Annotated in this window: 17 protein-coding genes; 8 read left to right on the top strand and 9 right to left on the bottom strand. The window is 49.9% G+C overall.

Annotated features, from left to right (window positions below; translation table 11 throughout):
* Nucleotides 1–366: 366 nt before the first annotated feature.
* Both J7438_RS18315 and J7438_RS18310 read left to right on the top strand, forming a co-directional pair.
* Nucleotides 367–1,248 carry a DMT family transporter gene (locus tag J7438_RS18315; protein ID WP_209277683.1) on the top strand — a complete coding sequence of 294 codons (882 nt, stop codon included), beginning with the start codon at nucleotides 367–369 and terminating at the stop codon, nucleotides 1,246–1,248.
* 5 nt (nucleotides 1,249–1,253) lie between these two features.
* Nucleotides 1,254–2,000, top strand: coding sequence for a tRNA1(Val) (adenine(37)-N6)-methyltransferase (locus tag J7438_RS18310; RefSeq protein ID WP_209277682.1), 747 nt, complete (start codon nucleotides 1,254–1,256; stop codon nucleotides 1,998–2,000).
* A gap of 138 nt (nucleotides 2,001–2,138) precedes the next feature.
* Here J7438_RS18310 and J7438_RS18305 read toward each other — a convergent pair whose 3' ends face one another.
* A complete protein-coding gene (locus J7438_RS18305) occupies nucleotides 2,139–2,375 on the bottom strand; it encodes a hypothetical protein (protein ID WP_209203278.1) in 237 nt (78 codons plus the stop codon).
* Nucleotides 2,376–2,707: 332 nt separating this feature from the next.
* Nucleotides 2,708–3,787, bottom strand: coding sequence for a methyltransferase (locus J7438_RS18300; protein ID WP_209277681.1), 1,080 nt, complete (start codon nucleotides 3,785–3,787; stop codon nucleotides 2,708–2,710).
* A 168-nt stretch (nucleotides 3,788–3,955) separates the two neighbouring features.
* On the opposite strand from J7438_RS18300, the gene yciA reads away from it, so the two are divergent.
* From yciA to J7438_RS18285, 3 genes are all read left to right on the top strand, one after another.
* Entirely contained in the window at nucleotides 3,956–4,339 is a 384-nt protein-coding gene (yciA, locus tag J7438_RS18295; RefSeq protein WP_209203276.1) for an acyl-CoA thioester hydrolase YciA, read from the top strand.
* A gap of 16 nt (nucleotides 4,340–4,355) precedes the next feature.
* Entirely contained in the window at nucleotides 4,356–4,976 is a 621-nt protein-coding gene (gene udk / locus J7438_RS18290; protein WP_209203275.1) for a uridine kinase, read from the top strand.
* Nucleotides 4,977–5,328: 352 nt separating this feature from the next.
* Nucleotides 5,329–6,366 carry a GMP reductase gene (locus tag J7438_RS18285; protein ID WP_209203274.1) on the top strand — a complete coding sequence of 346 codons (1,038 nt, stop codon included), beginning with the start codon at nucleotides 5,329–5,331 and terminating at the stop codon, nucleotides 6,364–6,366.
* Between the two features lie 69 nt (nucleotides 6,367–6,435).
* Here the strand turns inward: J7438_RS18285 and pflA are convergent, their stop codons facing one another.
* Both pflA and pflB read right to left on the bottom strand, forming a co-directional pair.
* Complete coding sequence (pflA, locus tag J7438_RS18280; protein WP_209277680.1) at nucleotides 6,436–7,167, bottom strand: pyruvate formate-lyase-activating protein; 732 nt, start codon at nucleotides 7,165–7,167, stop codon at nucleotides 6,436–6,438.
* A 126-nt stretch (nucleotides 7,168–7,293) separates the two neighbouring features.
* On the bottom strand, nucleotides 7,294–9,576 hold the full coding sequence (gene pflB, locus J7438_RS18275; protein WP_209277679.1) for a formate C-acetyltransferase: 2,283 nt from the start codon (nucleotides 9,574–9,576) through the stop codon (nucleotides 7,294–7,296).
* A 665-nt stretch (nucleotides 9,577–10,241) separates the two neighbouring features.
* Here pflB and J7438_RS18270 point away from each other — a divergent pair.
* The gene (locus tag J7438_RS18270; protein ID WP_209203272.1) at nucleotides 10,242–10,700 is read left to right on the top strand and encodes a hypothetical protein; all 459 of its coding nucleotides are present in this window, start codon (nucleotides 10,242–10,244) and stop codon (nucleotides 10,698–10,700) included.
* 156 nt (nucleotides 10,701–10,856) lie between these two features.
* On the opposite strand, the gene J7438_RS18265 is transcribed toward J7438_RS18270, so the two are convergent.
* From J7438_RS18265 to J7438_RS18250, 4 genes are all read right to left on the bottom strand, one after another.
* Nucleotides 10,857–11,315, bottom strand: a complete 459-nt coding sequence (locus tag J7438_RS18265; RefSeq protein WP_209203271.1) for a methylglyoxal synthase — start codon at nucleotides 11,313–11,315, stop codon at nucleotides 10,857–10,859.
* A 120-nt stretch (nucleotides 11,316–11,435) separates the two neighbouring features.
* Nucleotides 11,436–12,734: a sodium ion-translocating decarboxylase subunit beta gene (locus J7438_RS18260; RefSeq protein ID WP_209277678.1), complete on the bottom strand. Its 1,299-nt coding sequence runs from the start codon at nucleotides 12,732–12,734 to the stop codon at nucleotides 11,436–11,438.
* A gap of 65 nt (nucleotides 12,735–12,799) precedes the next feature.
* Nucleotides 12,800–14,617 carry a sodium-extruding oxaloacetate decarboxylase subunit alpha gene (oadA, locus tag J7438_RS18255; RefSeq protein ID WP_209277677.1) on the bottom strand — a complete coding sequence of 606 codons (1,818 nt, stop codon included), beginning with the start codon at nucleotides 14,615–14,617 and terminating at the stop codon, nucleotides 12,800–12,802.
* Between the two features lie 20 nt (nucleotides 14,618–14,637).
* On the bottom strand, nucleotides 14,638–14,916 hold the full coding sequence (locus J7438_RS18250; RefSeq protein ID WP_209277676.1) for an OadG family protein: 279 nt from the start codon (nucleotides 14,914–14,916) through the stop codon (nucleotides 14,638–14,640).
* On the opposite strand from J7438_RS18250, the gene J7438_RS18245 reads away from it, so the two are divergent.
* Entirely contained in the window at nucleotides 14,907–15,200 is a 294-nt protein-coding gene (locus J7438_RS18245) for a hypothetical protein (protein WP_209277675.1), read from the top strand. The two genes, J7438_RS18250 and J7438_RS18245, sit on opposite strands and share 10 nt — an antisense overlap.
* A gap of 223 nt (nucleotides 15,201–15,423) precedes the next feature.
* Here J7438_RS18245 and J7438_RS18240 read toward each other — a convergent pair whose 3' ends face one another.
* Nucleotides 15,424–16,371, bottom strand: coding sequence for a tRNA-dihydrouridine synthase (locus J7438_RS18240; RefSeq protein WP_209277674.1), 948 nt, complete (start codon nucleotides 16,369–16,371; stop codon nucleotides 15,424–15,426).
* A gap of 258 nt (nucleotides 16,372–16,629) precedes the next feature.
* Here J7438_RS18240 and J7438_RS18235 point away from each other — a divergent pair, with 258 nt between their 5' ends.
* Complete coding sequence (locus J7438_RS18235) at nucleotides 16,630–17,961, top strand: hypothetical protein (protein ID WP_209277673.1); 1,332 nt, start codon at nucleotides 16,630–16,632, stop codon at nucleotides 17,959–17,961.
* The last annotated feature ends 20 nt before the right edge of the window (nucleotides 17,962–17,981 follow it).

Genomic DNA, 17,981 nt, shown 5'->3' with positions numbered 1-17,981 from the left:
ACCACGAAGGACACGAAGAGCACGAAGGAAAAGAATAGCTCTTCTTTGTGCTCTTCGTGTCCTTCGTGGTTCCATCCGAAACCCCAATGAAAATGGAGGGATAAGCTTAATGTCCAACCTAAGAACCTTCATTAGCCGTTCTGGAACTGTTATTTAATAACTTTGACATTTCAATAAGCGCTGCCCGCTGCCCGAAAAAGACAGTCCACTTGTGCTTTTGCGGGAAGCGGGAAGCGGGAAGCGAGCAAGTCTCAGCCAACGGCGGAACTTGTTCCGCGACAACTCCTTACCTGTTTCTTTTGGAGCCTGTGAGATAGTATTGACCAATACTCAAACTTACTCACCCAACGTCTCCAAGCAGTATCCATGACAGACAATAGCAAAGCCTGTTTTTACGCCCTGGCCACGGCCTTATTGTGGTCGACCATTGCCACCGCCTTTAAAATAGCTCTTAACTATCTTGACCCATGGCAGCTGGTATTCTGGTCCGTGGCAACCTCCACCACCCTGCTTACCATCATTGTCATGATTCAGGGAAAGGCTGGTTTAGTCGTCTCCCAATTCAAACAATCATCGGGGCTATTCCTGGCCCTGGGGCTGTTAAACCCTTTTCTCTATCACGTTGCCCTGTTCGGCGCTTACGACCTGCTTCCGGCGCAACAGGCGCAGGCATTAAACTACAGCTGGCCAATGGCGCTGACCCTGCTTGCCGTTCCTTTGCTGGGCAAAAAACTGTCGCTTACCAGCCTGCTCTGCTGCCTGCTGGCCTACGGGGGGGTATTGCTTATCTGTACCCGTGGGGAGTTTGAAAATCTTAATTTCGCCAGTCCCATCGGTGTTATTCTGGCACTGTCAAGCACCATTATCTGGGCGCTTTACTGGCTATTGAATACCCGGCGCGAAGCGGATCCTGTGGTTGGCCTGCTGATCTGCTTCCTCTGTGGACTGCCCTGGATTATTGCTGCCACCGCCCTCTTCTCCGATTTCGGGCCCATTGCCTATGAAGGTCTGGCAGCAGCGGCCTATGTTGGTCTGATTGAAATGGGCTTTGCTTACATCCTGTGGCTGAAAGCCCTTAAACTGGCGGACAATACTGCCATGGTCAGCAATATCAGTTACCTCAGTCCGTTTCTATCACTGATTTTCATCGCCAATATTCTTGGTGAGTCTATCTATCCGGCCACCTATGCTGGCTTGATTATGATTATTGTTGCCGTTCTGGCTCAGCAGCACTTGAGTAGAAAATAAACGTCATGGCCAGAAACAGCTACTTTGCTTTTAAGCAGTTCAGAATTGACCAGGGTGAATGTGCCATGAAAGTTACCACGGATGCCTGCATCTTTGGTGCGCTTATTGCTGAATCATCCGGCTTACGACATAGCCAGACCATTCTGGATATTGGTGCAGGCACCGGGTTGCTCAGCCTGATGGCTGCTCAGAACTGCAGTGGGAAAATCACGGCCGTGGAGCTGGATGAAGAAGCGTCACAACAAGCGGTCAGTAACTTTGCCGCCAGTCCCTGGGCCGATCAGCTTCAACTGGTCAATAGTGCTATCCAGATATTCTCTGCCACCAGTCAGCAACGCTTTGACTGTATCATTTCGAATCCGCCTTTTTTTCAGCAATCCTTCAAGGGGGATGACCAGCGACGAAACATGGCCCGTCATACCGATAGCCTGAGTTTTACGGATCTTGCCAGGGTGATTTCCCGGCATTTGGCAGCCACTGGTGAAGCCTGGATTTTACTACCCGTGGAATCCACACAGCATTTTTTGAAAGCGGCTGCCACGGAAGGACTGGGTCTGATAAAGCAGATTGGGCTGCGTTCTTCCAGCCGTCATGGGAACCACCGCTATATCCTGGTTTTAAACCGGGATAAACCTCTGGAAACACAAGAGGAGACGGTCACTATATATACCCAGCCTCCTCATTACACGGAAGAAACCAGACAGTTGATGTCACCTTATTATCTGGCCCTCCAGGAGGCTGACCGAGAATAGCGCCCGTCTAGGCGACCCCTTAGCGAGGATGGCAGAAAATTGAGGATAAAAATTCAGTTTTGTGAGGTGAATAGCGGAGCTATTTGCCGAACAAAAGCGGATTTATAGACCAATTTGCTGCCACCACAGTAGGGCAGCCTATTCTCGGTCAGCCTCCTGGTAATCAGCAATGATATTCGATGCAAGTTCGTCAGACTTCAGGCCAATGTTCCGGTCACTTTGCGTGACCTGTTCACTGGCTGATGAACTAAGATGGTCGGATGAGTAGGGAATGGCCAGTCGGGCTCGTGGCCGGTTATCAAACTCCACTGCCCATAGCAACGTGACCAGAAACACGCCGCAAAATACCCACGCTGGTTTAATATTATTATGCATGGTCGCGCCTCACTCTTAAGGTAAGCCCCTGGAGCCTGTCGGACTTAAGACTGTCCTACGCGGCAACTGCTCCTGCGTTGCCCTAGCTCCTGCATCCATGCAGTCGTGCGGTTGCGATAAATTGGTCTAAAAATTCCTGCTTATTCGTCAAATAGCCCCACTATTCTCCTCAGAAGCAGAAATTTTCATCCTCAATTTCTCGCAATCCTCGCTACGGACGCTTAAGTCCGACAGGCACCTTGGCCTATCTTAATACGGTCTGGCGAGTCATTAATAGCTTATAGTGGAACAATGTCGTAAATAACCTTTCAGGCAACTGAAAGCAAGCAATTTCAGTATCTGTTCACCGCCCGATAAACCGAGAATCCATCCCGGGTGAGCAATGTCTCACAGTGGCCAAAAGCCTTCTGAATAATGGGCGGATAACGCAGAAAACTATTGGCAACAATACGAAGCTCGCCACCCGGGCGAAGCATCTGACATGACTGGGCAAGAAACTGCTCTGTCACCTCATAGTGGGTTTTTACGCCCTGGTGAAACGGTGGGTTGGAGATAATCAGATCAAACTGTCCTGTCACTTCTGACAGGCCATCGCTTGGCAGTACCGTAAAAGAGTCACGCCCTTTGGCGCTCATGGTTTTGGTACTACTGGCCAATGCCAGGGCATCACAATCCACCAGGGTAATATCATACTCACCGGGCAGGGTATTAATATAAGCGGAGATCACCCCAGCGCCACAACCAAAATCCAGTACCTTACCTGAAGGCACTTTATCCAGCGTTGCCAATAGAACCTGGGTTCCCTTATCCAGACGACCATGGCTGAAAACGCCGGGTAATGAGGTAATGTCCATATTGACCGGGCCAGCAGAGACAGAAAATGTTTCAAACCAGGGTTCAAGGACAAAATTCTCCGGCTTTTGCAACGACCCTGAAGCTTCCAGCAATACGCAGTGACGGGCATTATCGACACTTTTAACATAGTCAAAACTGTTCTTGAGCCGCTTTTTCCATGATTTAATCCCTTCATCGTTCTCTCCCACCAGCCAAATGGGGACACCTTCCGGCAAAAAGCTCAATACCATCGCCAGCCAGAAGTCCATTAATGGTTTGCTTTTCTGGAGAAACAGCAAAACACCATCAACAGACCGGGTAAAATCCATCGACAGGATCGGCGCAAAACTCAGGGAGAAGCGGTCTTCCAGCCGGGCCTGCAAGGGCAGCAGACGCCGATAAGCACTGAAATCACGAGTGAGTGCCGTGATATAGCCAACCCCATCGCTCAACAAATGAGTTGCCAGATCATCAGCTGGCAAGCCAATCATCACCAGATGCCCAAGCTCGAAAAGCGCCTGGTTACGAACAATTAACTGGCCCTGATTGGTTAAATGTGAGGCTAGTGGGGATGTCATAGGTATCAACGCCGGTTGCACAGTTCACAAAGCCGGAACTTATACAGGAATAGTCCACGGTTTTCCATGCCAATGCTGTCCATCAAACGTTCATGGAAATACGGATTTACAAGGTTGTTCCACCGGCATAGCATTCGCCGCAAGTTACGACCCGTATGGAGTTTTCTGATGAGTGAACCACAGGGTGATCTGGTTCTGCGCACACTGGCAATGCCTGCCGACACCAACCCGAATGGCGATATTTTCGGGGGCTGGATCATGTCCCAGATGGACATTGCCGGCGGCCTGGCAGCAAAAAACCGCTGCAATAGCCGGGTTTCTACCGTTGCCGTTGAATCCATGAGCTTTATCCATCCGGTGAAGGTTGGTGACGTGGTTTGCTGTTATGCTGATATCATTCGCGTTGGTAACACCTCCATGCGTATTAAGCTTGAAGTATGGGTAATGTCCCTCCCGTATAAATCAGAAGCACGTCACAAGGTTACTGAAGGTTCTTTCACCTATGTCGCTATAGACGACAACGGACATCCTGTTCCCGTAGACAGAAGCTAACAACCGGACTCCCCCCATGAAACAGAAAACCATTCTCGTCGGCATTGCCGGCGCCTCCGCATCCGGCAAAAGCCTGCTGGCAGAAACACTGGTGGAAGAGCTTCAGTCAGAGCACCTGTGTGTTATTTCAGAAGATTCCTACTATAAAGACCAGACACATTTGAGCATGGAGGAGCGGGTTCGTACTAACTATGACCACCCGGAGTCCATGGATCATGACCTGATGCTGGAGCAGATGATCAAGCTGAAAAATGGTCAGGAAATCGAGGTCCCACTCTACGACTATAGTCAGCACAATCGCCGGACAGATACCCGCAAGGTAAACCCCGCCCGCGTGGTTATCTATGAAGGAATCCTGCTCTTCACCAGCCCTGAAATCCGGGAAGCCTTTGACCTGCGCTTCTTTATGGATACGCCACTGGATATGTGTCTGATCCGTCGTATGAAGCGGGATATTATCAGCCGGGGCCGGGATGTTGATTCCGTTATCAAGCAATACCTGGAAACGGTTCGCCCCATGTATATGCAGTTTATTGAACCTGCACGCCAGCATGCTGACCTGATCATTCCCCATGGCGGAAAAAACAGGATTGCCATTGATCTGATCAAAACCCAGATTCGCAACCTGATTGATTAAAAGCGACGCTGCCCCGGTATCCCTGCCCGAAGAAGCCGAAACTGTTTGTGCCTGTTCGGGCAGCGGGAAGCATTCCACCCCCCCCCCTTGCTTTGCAACCTTCCATTTCAATAACCGCCTAGGTATACTTCAGCCGTATAAGCGTCAAACACGCCCATTTTATTCGTCCTTAAAAAAGATGTTGGGTCCGGCGCAATCTTCGCTTATCCGAAGATAGGTCTCCCCTGATCATCGAGGCTGTCCGGCCGCTTGTACATCCAACTTCCCCAAACCAACGTAGTTGCCAGTGCTGCTGCATGATCCCCGGATCACCATGCCCAGGGCACTGCAAGATGGCGATTAAAAAGTTACTATGCGTGTAGAAGCTGATATCAAGCTGGGTTTCAAAGACGTTTTGTTCCGCCCAAAGCGTTCCACCCTGAAAAGCCGTTCACAGGTAAGCCTGGAGCGCACCTTCCGATTTGTTCACACTGACCAGGAATGGACCGGCGTACCCGTCATTGCTGCCAACATGGACACCGTCGGCACTTTCGCCATGGCTCTCGCCCTGGCTGAACACAAAATGCTGACTGCGGTTCACAAGCATTACACCGTTGAAGAGTGGCGGGCCTTCCTCGACAACGCCCCTGAAGGTATTGAAAACCATATCATGGTCAGCAGCGGCACATCCGAAAACGATTTCGACAAAATGTCTGAAATCCTGTCCCTGAACGACAAACTCCGCTTTATCTGTATCGATGTAGCCAACGGTTACTCAGAGCATTTTGTCCAGTTCGTTGCCCGTGTTCGCCAGCGTCACCCCAACAAGGTGATTATTGCCGGTAACGTGGTTACCGGAGAAATGGTGGAAGAACTGATCCTGAAAGGTGCCGACATCGTTAAAGTGGGTATCGGACCGGGCTCCGTCTGTACCACCCGCGTTAAAACCGGTGTCGGCTATCCACAGCTGTCCGCTGTTATTGAATGTGCCGATGCGGCCCATGGGGTTGGTGGTCAGGTGATTTCCGACGGTGGCTGCACCTGTGCCGGCGACGTGTCCAAGGCATTTGGCGGCGGCGCTGATTTTGTCATGATCGGCGGTATGTTTGCCGGTCACGATGAGTCCGGCGGCGAAATGGTAGAAGAAGATGGTCGGCAATTCCGCCTGTTCTACGGCATGAGTTCCACCACTGCCATGGACCAGCACGCTGGCGGTGTTGCCAACTACCGCGCCTCGGAAGGCAAAACCGTGAAAGTACCTTACCGTGGTCCGGTCCTTGAAACCGTTCAGGACATCCTCGGCGGCGTACGCTCAACCTGCACCTATGTGGGAGCCGCGCAACTGAAAGAACTGTCCAAGCGAACCACGTTTATCCGGGTTCAGGAACAGGAAAACCGTATTTTCAACTAAGTTCTGCTCAACCACGGAGACCACAAAGCATTGACTTTGGGTACTCCGTGCGCTTTGAGGTTAACACCATCAATAAGCCGCAGAAATTCCCCGCTGATCAAACTCCGCCTTGATCGCATCCAGCTGTTCAGTCGAAGGCGGGCGCACCGTTTCCAGCTCATAGCTTTCACTGAAGGCATCCCACTTATGCACGCCGAGGCTGTGATAAGGCAGGATTTCCACCTTCTCAACACAATCCATTTTCTCCACCATGTCTGCCAGCATGGCGGCATACAGTGGATCAACGGTATACCCTTCCACCACCACGTAGCGGATCCAGGTTGTCTTTCTCAGCTCCTGTAAATACATGGCAAAATTACGGGTGTATCGGCCGGTGACATAGGTCAGCTTTTGATGCATCTCTTCGTCCATGTGCTTGATATCCAGAAGCACAAGATCGGTGTAGGACAGCAGACGTTCGATATCCGGTGTGATTTGTTTGGCAAATCCATTGGTATCCAGGCAAGTATGAATACCGTGCGCTTTAAGCGCCTTGAACAGGTCGGCAACAAATTCAGCCTGCAGCAGCGGCTCACCACCAGTGACTGTAACACCACCGGTCAGAAAACCCTTTACCTTGAGGATCTTATCCAGAACTTCCTCATGACTGAGCACCTCACCGCCATCACGCAGATCCCAGGTATCCCGGTTGTGACAGTACCGGCAGCGCATATGACAGCCCTGCATAAACACAACGAAACGGATACCCGGCCCGTCTACCGTGCCAAATGAGTCCATGGAATGGACACGACCAAGGGACATGGCGACTCTCCTATTTACAGTCTCTGTAAAAATCAGACCACTGTCTTTTACAAAACACCTGAATACCATAAGCAAAAAAGGCCAGCAGAGCTGGCCTTTTTTAAAGTTAAATTCTAGCGTTTACTGTTACAGCGAGCTAGTAAAGGTACGGGTGATAACGTCACGCTGCTGTTCTGGCGTCAGCGAGTTGAAACGCACCGCATAACCAGAGACACGGATGGTCAGAGAAGGATACTTCTCAGGGTTCTCCATGGCATCTTCCAGCATTTCACGGTTCATAACGTTGACGTTCAGGTGCTGACCGCCCTCGCGATTTTCTTCGTGATGGAAGTAGCCATCCATCAGCCCCACCAGGTTCTTGCTTTGGCTTTCTTCGTCCTTGCCCAGCGCCTTTGGCACGATAGAGAAGGTGTAAGAAATACCATCCTTCGCATAGGCAAATGGCAGCTTGGCAACAGAGCTCAGGGAAGCAACCGCACCGCTGGTGTCACGACCATGCATTGGGTTGGCACCCGGGCCAAATGGCTGGCCTGCACGACGTCCGTCTGGTGTAGTACCGGTCTTCTGGCCGTATACCACGTTAGAGGTAATGGTCAGAACGGACTGGGTTGGAATGGCATCGCGGTACATTTTGTGAGAAGCGACTTTCTTCATGAACGTTTCAACCAGTTCACAGGCAATCGTATCTACACGCTCTTCGTTGTTACCAAACTTCGGAAAATCACCTTCAATTTCGAAGTCGATAGCAATGCCGTCTTCATCACGCACAGGCTTGACTTTGGCGTATTTAATGGCCGACAGAGAGTCAGCAGCAACGGACAATCCGGCAATACCACAGGCCATGGTGCGAATAACATCACGGTCATGCAGGGCCATCAGAGAAGCCTCATAGGAGTACTTGTCGTGCATGTAATGAATACAGTTCAGGGCAGCAACATACTGACTGGCCAGCCAATCCATGAGCTTATCAAAACGTGCATAGACATCGTCGTAATCCAGGTATTCAGACGTGATCTTGTCGGTTTTTGGACCAATCTGAACCTTCAGCTTCTCGTCAACACCGCCATTAATGGCGTACAGCAGTGTCTTGCCCAGGTTGGCACGGGCACCAAAGAACTGCATCTGTTTGCCAACAACCATTGGCGACACACAGCAGGCGATGGCGTAGTCATCGCTGTTCATATCAGTACGCATCAGATCATCATTTTCGTACTGGATAGAACTGGTATCGATGGATACTTTGGCACAATACTCTTTGAAAGCCACCGGCAACTGCTCAGACCACAATACCGTGATATTTGGCTCTGGCGATGGTCCCATGGTGTACATGGTGTTCAGGAGGCGGAAAGAGTTTTTGGTAACCAGTGTACGACCATCAAGACCCATACCACCGATAGCCTCAGTGGCCCAGATCGGGTCGCCAGAGAACAGCTGATCGTATTCAGGAGTACGCAGGAAGCGAACCATACGCAATTTCATTACGTAATGATCGATCAGTTCCTGGGCATCAGTTTCAGTGATCTTGCCCGCTTCCAGGTCACGCTGGATATAGATATCCAGGAAGGTAGCCGTACGGCCCAGAGACATGGCGGCACCATTCTGGGACTTAACCGCAGCCAGGTAACCAAAGTACGTCCACTGAACCGCTTCACGGGCAGAGGCAGCAGGGTTACCGAGATCACAACCGTATTTGGCCCCCATCTCCTTGATCTGCATCAGCGCCTTGATCTGCTCCATGATCTCTTCACGCAGCTGGATAGTACGCTCAAGATTTTCACCGGTAGTCAGCGCTGCATCCAGAGACTTGTGCTGGGCCTTCTTATCAACAATCAGTCGGTCAATACCGTACAGAGCGATTCGGCGGTAGTCACCGATAATACGTCCACGGCCATAAGCATCTGGCAAACCGGTAATTATACCGGACTTACGACAGTTGCGAATGTCCGCAGTGTAAACGTCGAAAACACCGGAATTGTGCGTCTTACGATATTCAGTGAAGATCTTGTTAACCATGTCATCCAGTTTACGGCCATAAACTTCACAGGAAGTTTCAACCATACGGATGCCACCGTTGGCAATGATGCCACGCTTCAGCGGCTTATCCGTCTGCAGACCAACAATGGTTTCCAGATCTTTATTGATATAGCCAGCGTCATGGGAAGTAATAGTGGAGGGCAGATCGGTATCGAAATCCAGAGGGGCGTGAGTGCGGTTCTCTTCCTTGATGCCTTCCATAACATCAGCCCACAGCTTGTCTGTCGCTTCAGTAGAACCGGCCAGGAAGGAACTGTCACCCTCGTAAGGGGTGTAGTTTTTCTGGATAAAGTCACGAACGTTGATGCTTTCGGACCAGTCGCCGGAAGTGAATCCTTCCCATGCTGCTGGCATTTCGCTGGTGGTTACAGTCATACTAAGAGGCTCCTGATGTGTTGGAGAATTCTTTGGGGATGCTGCTCCCGGGTCAGTCAGACTGCATTGATATAGCGGTGACACCAACTTGATCTGCATCAATGAAAGAAAATCATTGTCGGCGTATCGTTTGCCTATCTTGCGGGGACGAAGATATTGCAATAACACATCATTACAAAATCCTGGCGTCCTTTGTGGTCATACCGCAGGTGTAAAGCTGGCCAACCCGGTGAATAAGAAATAATTTCAGCCAAATTAACGCATATACGACAACTCTACCATCAGTGTTAATACCTACTAGTTATAAAAAAACAAAAACAGACTCCCACAAGAATTAACAAAAAAGGATATCCTCTTATATTTTATTAACTATCCCTTGATTAGCAAAAATTAGTTATTACCAATAGTCCAAAATTCAAAAAAGTTATGAAATCAAGCAACGATCTATTTTTATGAATGCTAGTCTTTGTTTCTGTTAATTCTATTTCGTTTCGTTTTTCAAAACAATTAACGACATTAATATTATACTGTTAACGTTTGTTACCGTTTATTCAGAGAGTTTTAAGTAGTGTTACCTATTCATACCGAAAATGGGTTTGTCTAACATCGTCAACCAAATAAAGACATTTTATCCATTTCTGGGAGAGGATGAACAGGAGGTAGTTATGAGCAAATATATTTACACAACCATTTACGAGCAGTTCACCGGCCTGAAGCCACCCGAGCCAAAAGACCACAAACCACGTCGCCGCAGAGGTTACGGTCATCCTTATCGTATGCGCCTGAATATGCAGGAAGGTTCTGTCCAGAACAGTGAACTGATGTCTGACCGGGACTCAGAAAGAGACCTGTATGAACAGACGCCTGTTTCCGTTTTTCAGCCATCTGTTACCAAGCAGCCTGTCCGCAGGTTTTCGTCTGGCGGTCAAAGCTATCGCAGCGGCAACAGCGTTGGTAACAACAGCACCATAAGTGGCACTATGAGCTGCAGACCTGCTGCACCGGAAGATCGCCATAGCAGCGCCGAGCCCAAGGTAACCTACAAAAAGCGCCGCCAGTACGGGCCTTCAAGCTTCGGTATTGGCTCAATGAGCAGAGACGGTAACGACAACTCTGATTATTGAATACCCGTTTTTTATTGATTGTTTTTGAATACTGACACTACCAGCCAGGTTTATCCAGCGGAGCTTGTCTAGCGGAACCCACTCATTACTTTCCCGGATTATTTTGCCAAAGGCCCTTATACCAAGGCCTTTGTGCTCTTTTTTGAACGCATAAACTCAAAGCGTTCTTTGCTGTAGATAGCTGTCATAATCCGGAATATGCCGGTTATGAGATTGTCCAAGCAAGTCTGACGAAAATATGTAATCCGCAGAGCTCTGGTTACAGGCAACCGGGATATTCCACACCGCTGCGATCCGCAACAATGCCTTAACATCCGGATCATGGGGCATTGGCTCAAACGGGTCCCAGAAAAATACCAGCAGATCCAGTTTGCATTCAGAAATCAATGCACCAATCTGCTGATCTCCACCCAGCGGACCACTGATAAACTTTTTGACCGGCACAGACAGCTCTTTTTCCAGCAGACTTCCTGTGGTACCCGTGGCAAAAAGGTTATGCCCCAGCAGCTTTTCTTTATGACGCAAACTCCACTGCACCAATTCCCCTTTCTTATTATCATGAGCGACAAGGGCAATGCGCTTCCTGGATGAGACACTGTATTCTTTATAAATCATAAAGTACTTCTCTATTTTTTCTGCGAAAAAATATAAAAATGGAAAGCGCTATATTCTCACTGAATAAAAAAAAATGCGACGACTTCTCTCGAAATCATCGCATTGTTCTTCATAAAAATATCATGACAGGTATTTAATCATCACCCCCGCTGCTACCGCTGAGCCAATAACGCCCGCTACGTTGGGCCCCATGGCATGCATCAGCAGGAAGTTCTGGGGATTGGCCTCAAGCCCCATTTTGTTGGAGACCCTGGCCGCCATGGGTACCGCTGACACCCCGGCTGAACCAATTAACGGGTTCACTTTGGTAGACGACACCCGATTCATCAGTTTTGCCATCAGGACACCACTGGCGGTACCGATACAGAATGCCACAATCCCCAACGCCAGAATCCCCAGGGTTTCCATTTGCAGAAACTTGTCAGCACTCAGTTTGGAACCAACCGACAGCCCGAGGAAAATGGTGGTGATGTTGATCAGCGCATTTTGCGCTGTATCCGACAGGCGCTCAACCACACCACACTCTTTCATCAGGTTACCAAAACAGAACATCCCCAGCAGTGGAGCCGCATCGGGTAATAACAGGGCCACCAGCACCAGCAGTAAGATCGGGAAAACGATTTTCTCCGTCTTGCTCACTGACCGCAGCTGTGTCATGACAATCCTGCGCTCCTCTGCCGTGGTCAGCGCTTTCATAATCGGCGGCTGAATCAGCGGAACCAGAGCCATATAAGAGTAGGCAGCCACCGCAATGGCACCCAGAAGGTGGGGAGCAAGCACGCTGGATACATAGATCGCAGTAGGACCATCCGCACCACCAATAATACCGATAGCAGCGGCATCCGCCAGGCTGAAATTCATCAGCCCCATAGAGCTCAATACAATAGCGCCAAACACTGTGGCAAAAATACCAAACTGAGCGGCAGCCCCCAGAAACAGGGTTTTCGGGTTAGCCAGCAACGGACCAAAATCCGTCATGGCACCCACCCCCATAAAGATCACCAAAGGAGCAACACCGCTGCCAATAGCCACACTGTAAAACTGATAAAGGACACCGTTCGTGTACCCTGCATCAGCAATAATGTTACTCACTACAGTCCGGGTTGCCGCATTCGCCTCATGGTATAAAGCATAAAGTTGATCCGGGGCAGCCGAAGCACTGCCCAGCGCTTCGGCAACCGCCTGCATCAGTGCAGGGTTAGCCATATGAAGCGCCTGCTCAATGGCGGAAAACGCCAGACCAGCCTGAGGAATATTGGCCAGAATTCCACCAAAACCAATAGGCACCAGCAGTAGAGGCTCAAATTGCTTGCGGATGGCCAGATACAGCAACCCAAAGCCCACCAGAATCATAACGAACTCTCCGGCGGTAAGGTTGTATAACCCGGAGCCCTCCCAGAGCGTTAATAGCTTTTCCATGGTATTTCTCGACCAGACTTTTCTCTTTGAGAAGCCTCTGTAAGAGGCCTCCCTAACGCTTTTTATTAAGCCAGGGCAAGCAGGGTATCACCCACCGCTACACTGTCACCTTCACGTACATCAACCGACGTCACCTGTCCGGAACGCGGGGCACGAACTTCCGTTTCCATTTTCATGGCTTCGAGAATAAGCAGCACATCACCTTCCTGAATATGCTGCCCCGGTATGACATTCACCTTCCAGATATTACCGGCCAGTGGAGCGGGCATTGGCTCACCTTCAGAGGCTGATGTGGTTGTCGTTTCAGGTTGGGCAGTCGGCACTGAAACCGGAGCCAGCATGGAAACATCACCACCTTCTGAAACCTGAACGGTATAGGCATTGCCATTAACGCGAACGGTATAAACAGAATCCTCCATTGGAGGAGCCACGGAAGTTGCCTGGGCAGCAGGCTTCACTTCCGGTTCGGTCCCGGGAGCAGGTTCAAAAGCATCAGGGTTACCGCGATTCTGCAGGAACTTCAGACCAACCTGCGGGAACAGGGCGTAGGTCAGAACATCATCCACAGTCTGATCTGCCAGTTTGATGCCTTTCTCTTTGGCCAGGCCATGGAGTTCAGCAGTCAGTTCCTCAAATTCAGCTTCAAGCAGATCTGCCGGACGACAGGTAATCGCTATCTTACCCTCCAGCACTCTGTCCTGAAGACTTTGGTTAAAAGGTGCCGGTGCAGCACCGTACTCACCTGTTAAAATCCCCCGGGTCTCTTTGGAGATGGTTTTATAACGCTCACCGGTCAGTACATTGAGAACCGCCTGGGTGCCGACAATCTGGGAAGTGGGCGTGACCAGTGGAATCATCCCCAGGTCTTCACGAACTCTTGGAATCTCCTGCAGCACTTCATCAAACTTATCACTGGCCCCCTGCTCTTTCAGCTGACTTTCCATATTAGTCAGCATGCCACCGGGTACCTGGGCAATAAGGATTCTGGAGTCAACGCCACGGAGTTGACCTTCAAACTTCGCGTATTTTTTTCGGACCACCCGGAAGTAAGCGGCCACTTCTTCAAGCTTATGCAGATCAAGCCCGGTATCACGCTCAGTCCCCTGCAATGCAGCAACGATTGCCTCAGTTGGCGAATGTCCATAGGTCATCGACATGGAAGAGATGGCCGTATCGACACGATCAACACCGGCTTCAACGGCCTTGAGCAGTGACATTGAAGAAAGGCCGGAGGTGGCATGGCAGTGCAGCTGAATTTCCAGGTCCGTTTCGCTCTTTAATCGGGAAACCAGCTCATAAACGTCAGTCGGCGTAATAATGCCGGACATGTCCTTAATGCACAGAGAGTCCGCACCCAGATCCTCGATCTCTTTGGCCAGAGAGACCCAGCTATCCATGGTATGAACAGGACTGGTGGTGTAAGAGATCGTCCCCTGGGCATGAGCACCCTGCTTCTTCACCGCCTTCATTGCCTGCATCAGGTTACGGGGATCGTTCATGGCATCAAATACCCGGAACACATCCATACCATTGGCAACAGCACGCTCAACAAATTTATCCACGACATCGTCAGCATAGTGACGGTATCCCAGCAGATTCTGTCCTCTTAACAGCATCTGCTGAGGGGTTCTGGGCATGGCTTTTTTCAGTTCGCGCAATCGCTCCCACGGGTCTTCTCCCAGGAAGCGGATACAGGCATCAAAGGTGGCACCACCCCAGGTTTCGAGAGACCAGTAACCGATCTGATCCAGTTGTTCTGCGATCGGCAACATATCTTCAATGCGAAGACGGGTAGCAAACAGTGACTGATGGGCATCCCGCAACACCACATCGGTAATACCCAGCGGTTTTTTATTGGCTAATGGCTTTTGTACGTCAGACATAACCCTTCTTTATCCCCCGGTTATCGGCGTTTTTCTGCTTGAGCTTTTTTTGTTCTGTGCATTTGAATGGCTGCACTGATAGCAGCAACCAGTTCGCCCTGATCATCGGATGACGATGGCTGGCTATTCACTGGGATGGGATTGGCTACAGCAGATGGTAGAGGTTCCTGAAAATACCGGTCGATGATTGTTGACATCAGGCTGGTTACCAGCACCAATAGCGTCAGAAACAGGAACACAAAACCCATTCCAAAGAGCATCAGGCTGGAACCTTCTGAAATAAGGTCCGATGGATTCATCAAGTAAGTCCTTTGTTTTTTTCAGGCTTGCAGGTCCGGTCAATCCCCTCAGGCAGTTCTGCCCTGCCGGAACCATTGTTGATTATTATTTCCATGAACAGGTTCATGGCTCCTGGCTGTCTTACGCCTTTACCTGGCTGCGTCAGTATACTACCGAACAGTGTGTAATAAGCAATCAGTCATCCGGACTATGTTGTCTGTATAAACAGAAGCCCCGGACCACCTTCGACAGCATCGTGCAAAAGGAAGATTGCCTCAGTCCGGAAAAAAATTCACCGACGTAAATCAATAAAAGCTGGCCAACCGAAAAAATTGGCCGTTGGTTATTATGCCGCTCTCTTAGGGTAGACATTAAGCGTCTACTCCCCTCTTCGGGAAGTTAAAGATGGAACCACGAAGGACACGAAGAGCACAAAGAAGAGATTTTCTTTTCCTTCGTGCTCTTTGTGTCCTTCGTGGTTCCATCCAAAAGCCATTAAAAATGGAGGGGTAAGCTTAATGTCCACCCTAAGATGCCGCTCTTGCCAGGTCCGAGCAGAGGATTTCCACAATAGCATCAGCGTCACGGAGGGAGCGGATGCGCTCAAACAGATTCTGAGCTTGCGGATACGCTTTACGCAGATAATTGAGCCACTGCTTCAGACGGGAAGGATGGTATTGCCATTTACCATTTTGACGATCTCTGTCGCTTAATTGCAAAATAAGCTGCAACACTGAAGACCAGCTCATGGGCCTGACCGATTCCCGAATCATGGTAGTGATATTCGGCGTTACCAGCGAAGGCCGCCCGACCATCAGGTCAGTACAGCCGGAAGCGTCCATACAGCGCCGGGCATCTTCATGATTCCAGATCTCGCCGTTGGCGATCACCGGAATCCCCAGGTTTTCCCGAATTTTGCCAATGTATTCCCAGTGAGCCGGAGGTCGATAGCCCTCCGCCTTTGTCCGGGCATGCACCGCCAGTTGCGAGGCTCCTGCCTGTTCAACAGCACGGGCATTTTCCAGGAATAACGACTTGTCTTCATAACCCAGGCGAATTTTGGCCGTCACCGGCAGCTCTGCCGGTACCGCCTCCCGAACCGCCCGGACAATACTGAACAGCTGATCCGGCTCCCGCAGCAAAATTGCCCCGCCCCGGTTTTTATTGACCGTTTTTGACGGACAGCCGAAGTTAATGTCCACTCCGGGCGAGCCAAGCTTCACCGCACGCTGGGCATTCAGTGCCATATATTCCGGGTGACTGCCCAGCAGTTGTAGACGAACAGGTGTACCATTCGAAGTTTTTGCTCCCTGCAACAGCTCCGGGCAGGTACGGTAAAAGACCCGGTTCGGCAACAGTGTATCCGTTACCCGGACAAACTCGGTAACACAGAGATCGAAGGTATTGATGCCGGTGAGCAGATCCCGCATATCGTGATCCATAACGCCTTCCATCGGCGCCAGTATCAACCGCATGGCATGCCTCTTGAGTGAAAAAGCGCCAATTCTACCGTTAGCAGAGCTGATAATAAAATAAGGAGCACTCACAGATAACGCTTACTTCACCTGGCAAGAAATGGCTAACCATAAGGAATCGAATATTTTTGGTGTATGCCGACGTCAGGCACAGTGGGAACCAATATATTGTGCTGAGGTCTAACAAGCCGCGATGATTCGCATAAGCACTGCTGCTCTATGCCAGCAGCTTAAAATAAATACAAATCAGAGTTAGTTATGGATACGTCTATCAGAAATCTACCAGCCGTTGCGCAACGCCCACAACAGTCGGGGCCTCAGGAACCTCCTGTCGACACAGAATTTTCAGGGCGTAGTGTCTACGTTGGTGCCGGCTCCTCAAATATACCCTCACCGCCGCTTACTCATTCGTTGCTCGACCCACCAGGCCCCGATTACTCACGCCTTCCTCCCGCTTGTACTTCGATTGCCAACAACCCGGGGCCGGGTTTGGTTTCCGGCGATGACCTCCCTGCAACCTTTAAGCGATGTTTACTCAGGCTGAATGAGGCCTACGATACCAACTTTTCAGAACTGGCTGATACATTAAGCGATTTCGTACCAATGTCGTCATTAAAGGCCCCATTCTGGAAAATATTCCATGAAGTTATCGACCCACCGTTTCTGGAAAGCAACAGTAGTCAAAAAATCCAGGAACTGGGTCAAAAAATACGCCAGCTATACATTGATGAACACGATGTTCTTGCTACTAAACATGCATATCCCAGAATCAGTGAACTGACCATCGTGCTGTGCATGCACTTCCTCGAACAAAAGTTCATCCTCGAACATCCGGAGCCAATCCAGCAAAGCTCTGTCGATGTCACCAGGTCGGATGAAGCTTCAACAGACTGTCAACATTTACTGCCTGCATGGGTCAGAAAGACCTTTTTCGAAAAGTTATTATCTGGTATTGATAAATCCGGCAGGGCAACCGCTGGAATAAGAGTTAAAACATTTATAAAAGATAACCAGTCAGGTTTAGAGAAGGATATGAGCCTTCAGCAGCCTGCCACTGGCCATCTGAAGTTTTCCGGACTGCGTTACGACGATATTCCCGGCGCTACTGTTGCGAAATTATATCATTCCAAACTTAGTGACCATTCTCGTGATTTCTCTATTGATCTGCGCGGTTTAATAGAGGCATTAGGTCAAACGCAAAGCCGATGCTGGCCCGCTTCTACCAGTGACCCTCTGGAGAATGCCATGAAGAGAGTTGCCAATAAAACACACAAATCAAGACTTAAACCGGAAAATTTCTTCAATAACAAGCTGGAGCCCTTCAGGGATCGGAATGCACGAACTCTGCTGGAATTAATAAAATACTTTCAAAACCGGGTTACCAGGCAGCATCGCAATGGGCCAACCCGTGAAGCCCCTGAAATGGGTGAAAAATATAATGTTGCTCATCAAGCCCTTCAGGAATCATCCGCTGGCATCGGGCAGAGAAGCAGGACCATGAAAGAAAGCCTCAGAATATTCCTGACAAACTGCTGTGAGAATAATAAGAGGGTAAAACGAAGGCTAGAAAGTTTTTTTGACAAAACGTGACGCCATTATATTAGCCCGGA

The sequence above is a fragment of the Thalassotalea sp. G20_0 genome (assembly GCF_017744175.1).
Taxonomy (GTDB): domain Bacteria; phylum Pseudomonadota; class Gammaproteobacteria; order Pseudomonadales; family Endozoicomonadaceae; genus Endozoicomonas.
This window is presented reverse-complemented; position numbering and strand designations above follow the sequence as displayed.

Coding starts and splice junctions, on each gene's coding strand:
- J7438_RS18245 (WP_209277675.1), top strand. CDS start 14,907: ATGGATTCATCAAGTAAGTCCTTTGTTTTTTTCAGGCTTGCAGGTCCG.
- J7438_RS18300 (WP_209277681.1), bottom strand. CDS start 3,787: ATGACATCCCCACTAGCCTCACATTTAACCAATCAGGGCCAGTTAATT.
- J7438_RS18240 (WP_209277674.1), bottom strand. CDS start 16,371: ATGCGGTTGATACTGGCGCCGATGGAAGGCGTTATGGATCACGATATG.
- J7438_RS18265 (WP_209203271.1), bottom strand. CDS start 11,315: ATGATTTATAAAGAATACAGTGTCTCATCCAGGAAGCGCATTGCCCTT.
- J7438_RS18235 (WP_209277673.1), top strand. CDS start 16,630: ATGGATACGTCTATCAGAAATCTACCAGCCGTTGCGCAACGCCCACAA.
- udk (WP_209203275.1), top strand. CDS start 4,356: ATGAAACAGAAAACCATTCTCGTCGGCATTGCCGGCGCCTCCGCATCC.
- oadA (WP_209277677.1), bottom strand. CDS start 14,617: ATGTCTGACGTACAAAAGCCATTAGCCAATAAAAAACCGCTGGGTATT.
- J7438_RS18260 (WP_209277678.1), bottom strand. CDS start 12,734: ATGGAAAAGCTATTAACGCTCTGGGAGGGCTCCGGGTTATACAACCTT.
- pflB (WP_209277679.1), bottom strand. CDS start 9,576: ATGACTGTAACCACCAGCGAAATGCCAGCAGCATGGGAAGGATTCACT.
- J7438_RS18250 (WP_209277676.1), bottom strand. CDS start 14,916: ATGAATCCATCGGACCTTATTTCAGAAGGTTCCAGCCTGATGCTCTTT.
- J7438_RS18270 (WP_209203272.1), top strand. CDS start 10,242: ATGAGCAAATATATTTACACAACCATTTACGAGCAGTTCACCGGCCTG.
- J7438_RS18305 (WP_209203278.1), bottom strand. CDS start 2,375: ATGCATAATAATATTAAACCAGCGTGGGTATTTTGCGGCGTGTTTCTG.
- J7438_RS18315 (WP_209277683.1), top strand. CDS start 367: ATGACAGACAATAGCAAAGCCTGTTTTTACGCCCTGGCCACGGCCTTA.
- J7438_RS18285 (WP_209203274.1), top strand. CDS start 5,329: ATGCGTGTAGAAGCTGATATCAAGCTGGGTTTCAAAGACGTTTTGTTC.
- yciA (WP_209203276.1), top strand. CDS start 3,956: ATGAGTGAACCACAGGGTGATCTGGTTCTGCGCACACTGGCAATGCCT.
- J7438_RS18310 (WP_209277682.1), top strand. CDS start 1,254: ATGGCCAGAAACAGCTACTTTGCTTTTAAGCAGTTCAGAATTGACCAG.
- pflA (WP_209277680.1), bottom strand. CDS start 7,167: ATGTCCCTTGGTCGTGTCCATTCCATGGACTCATTTGGCACGGTAGAC.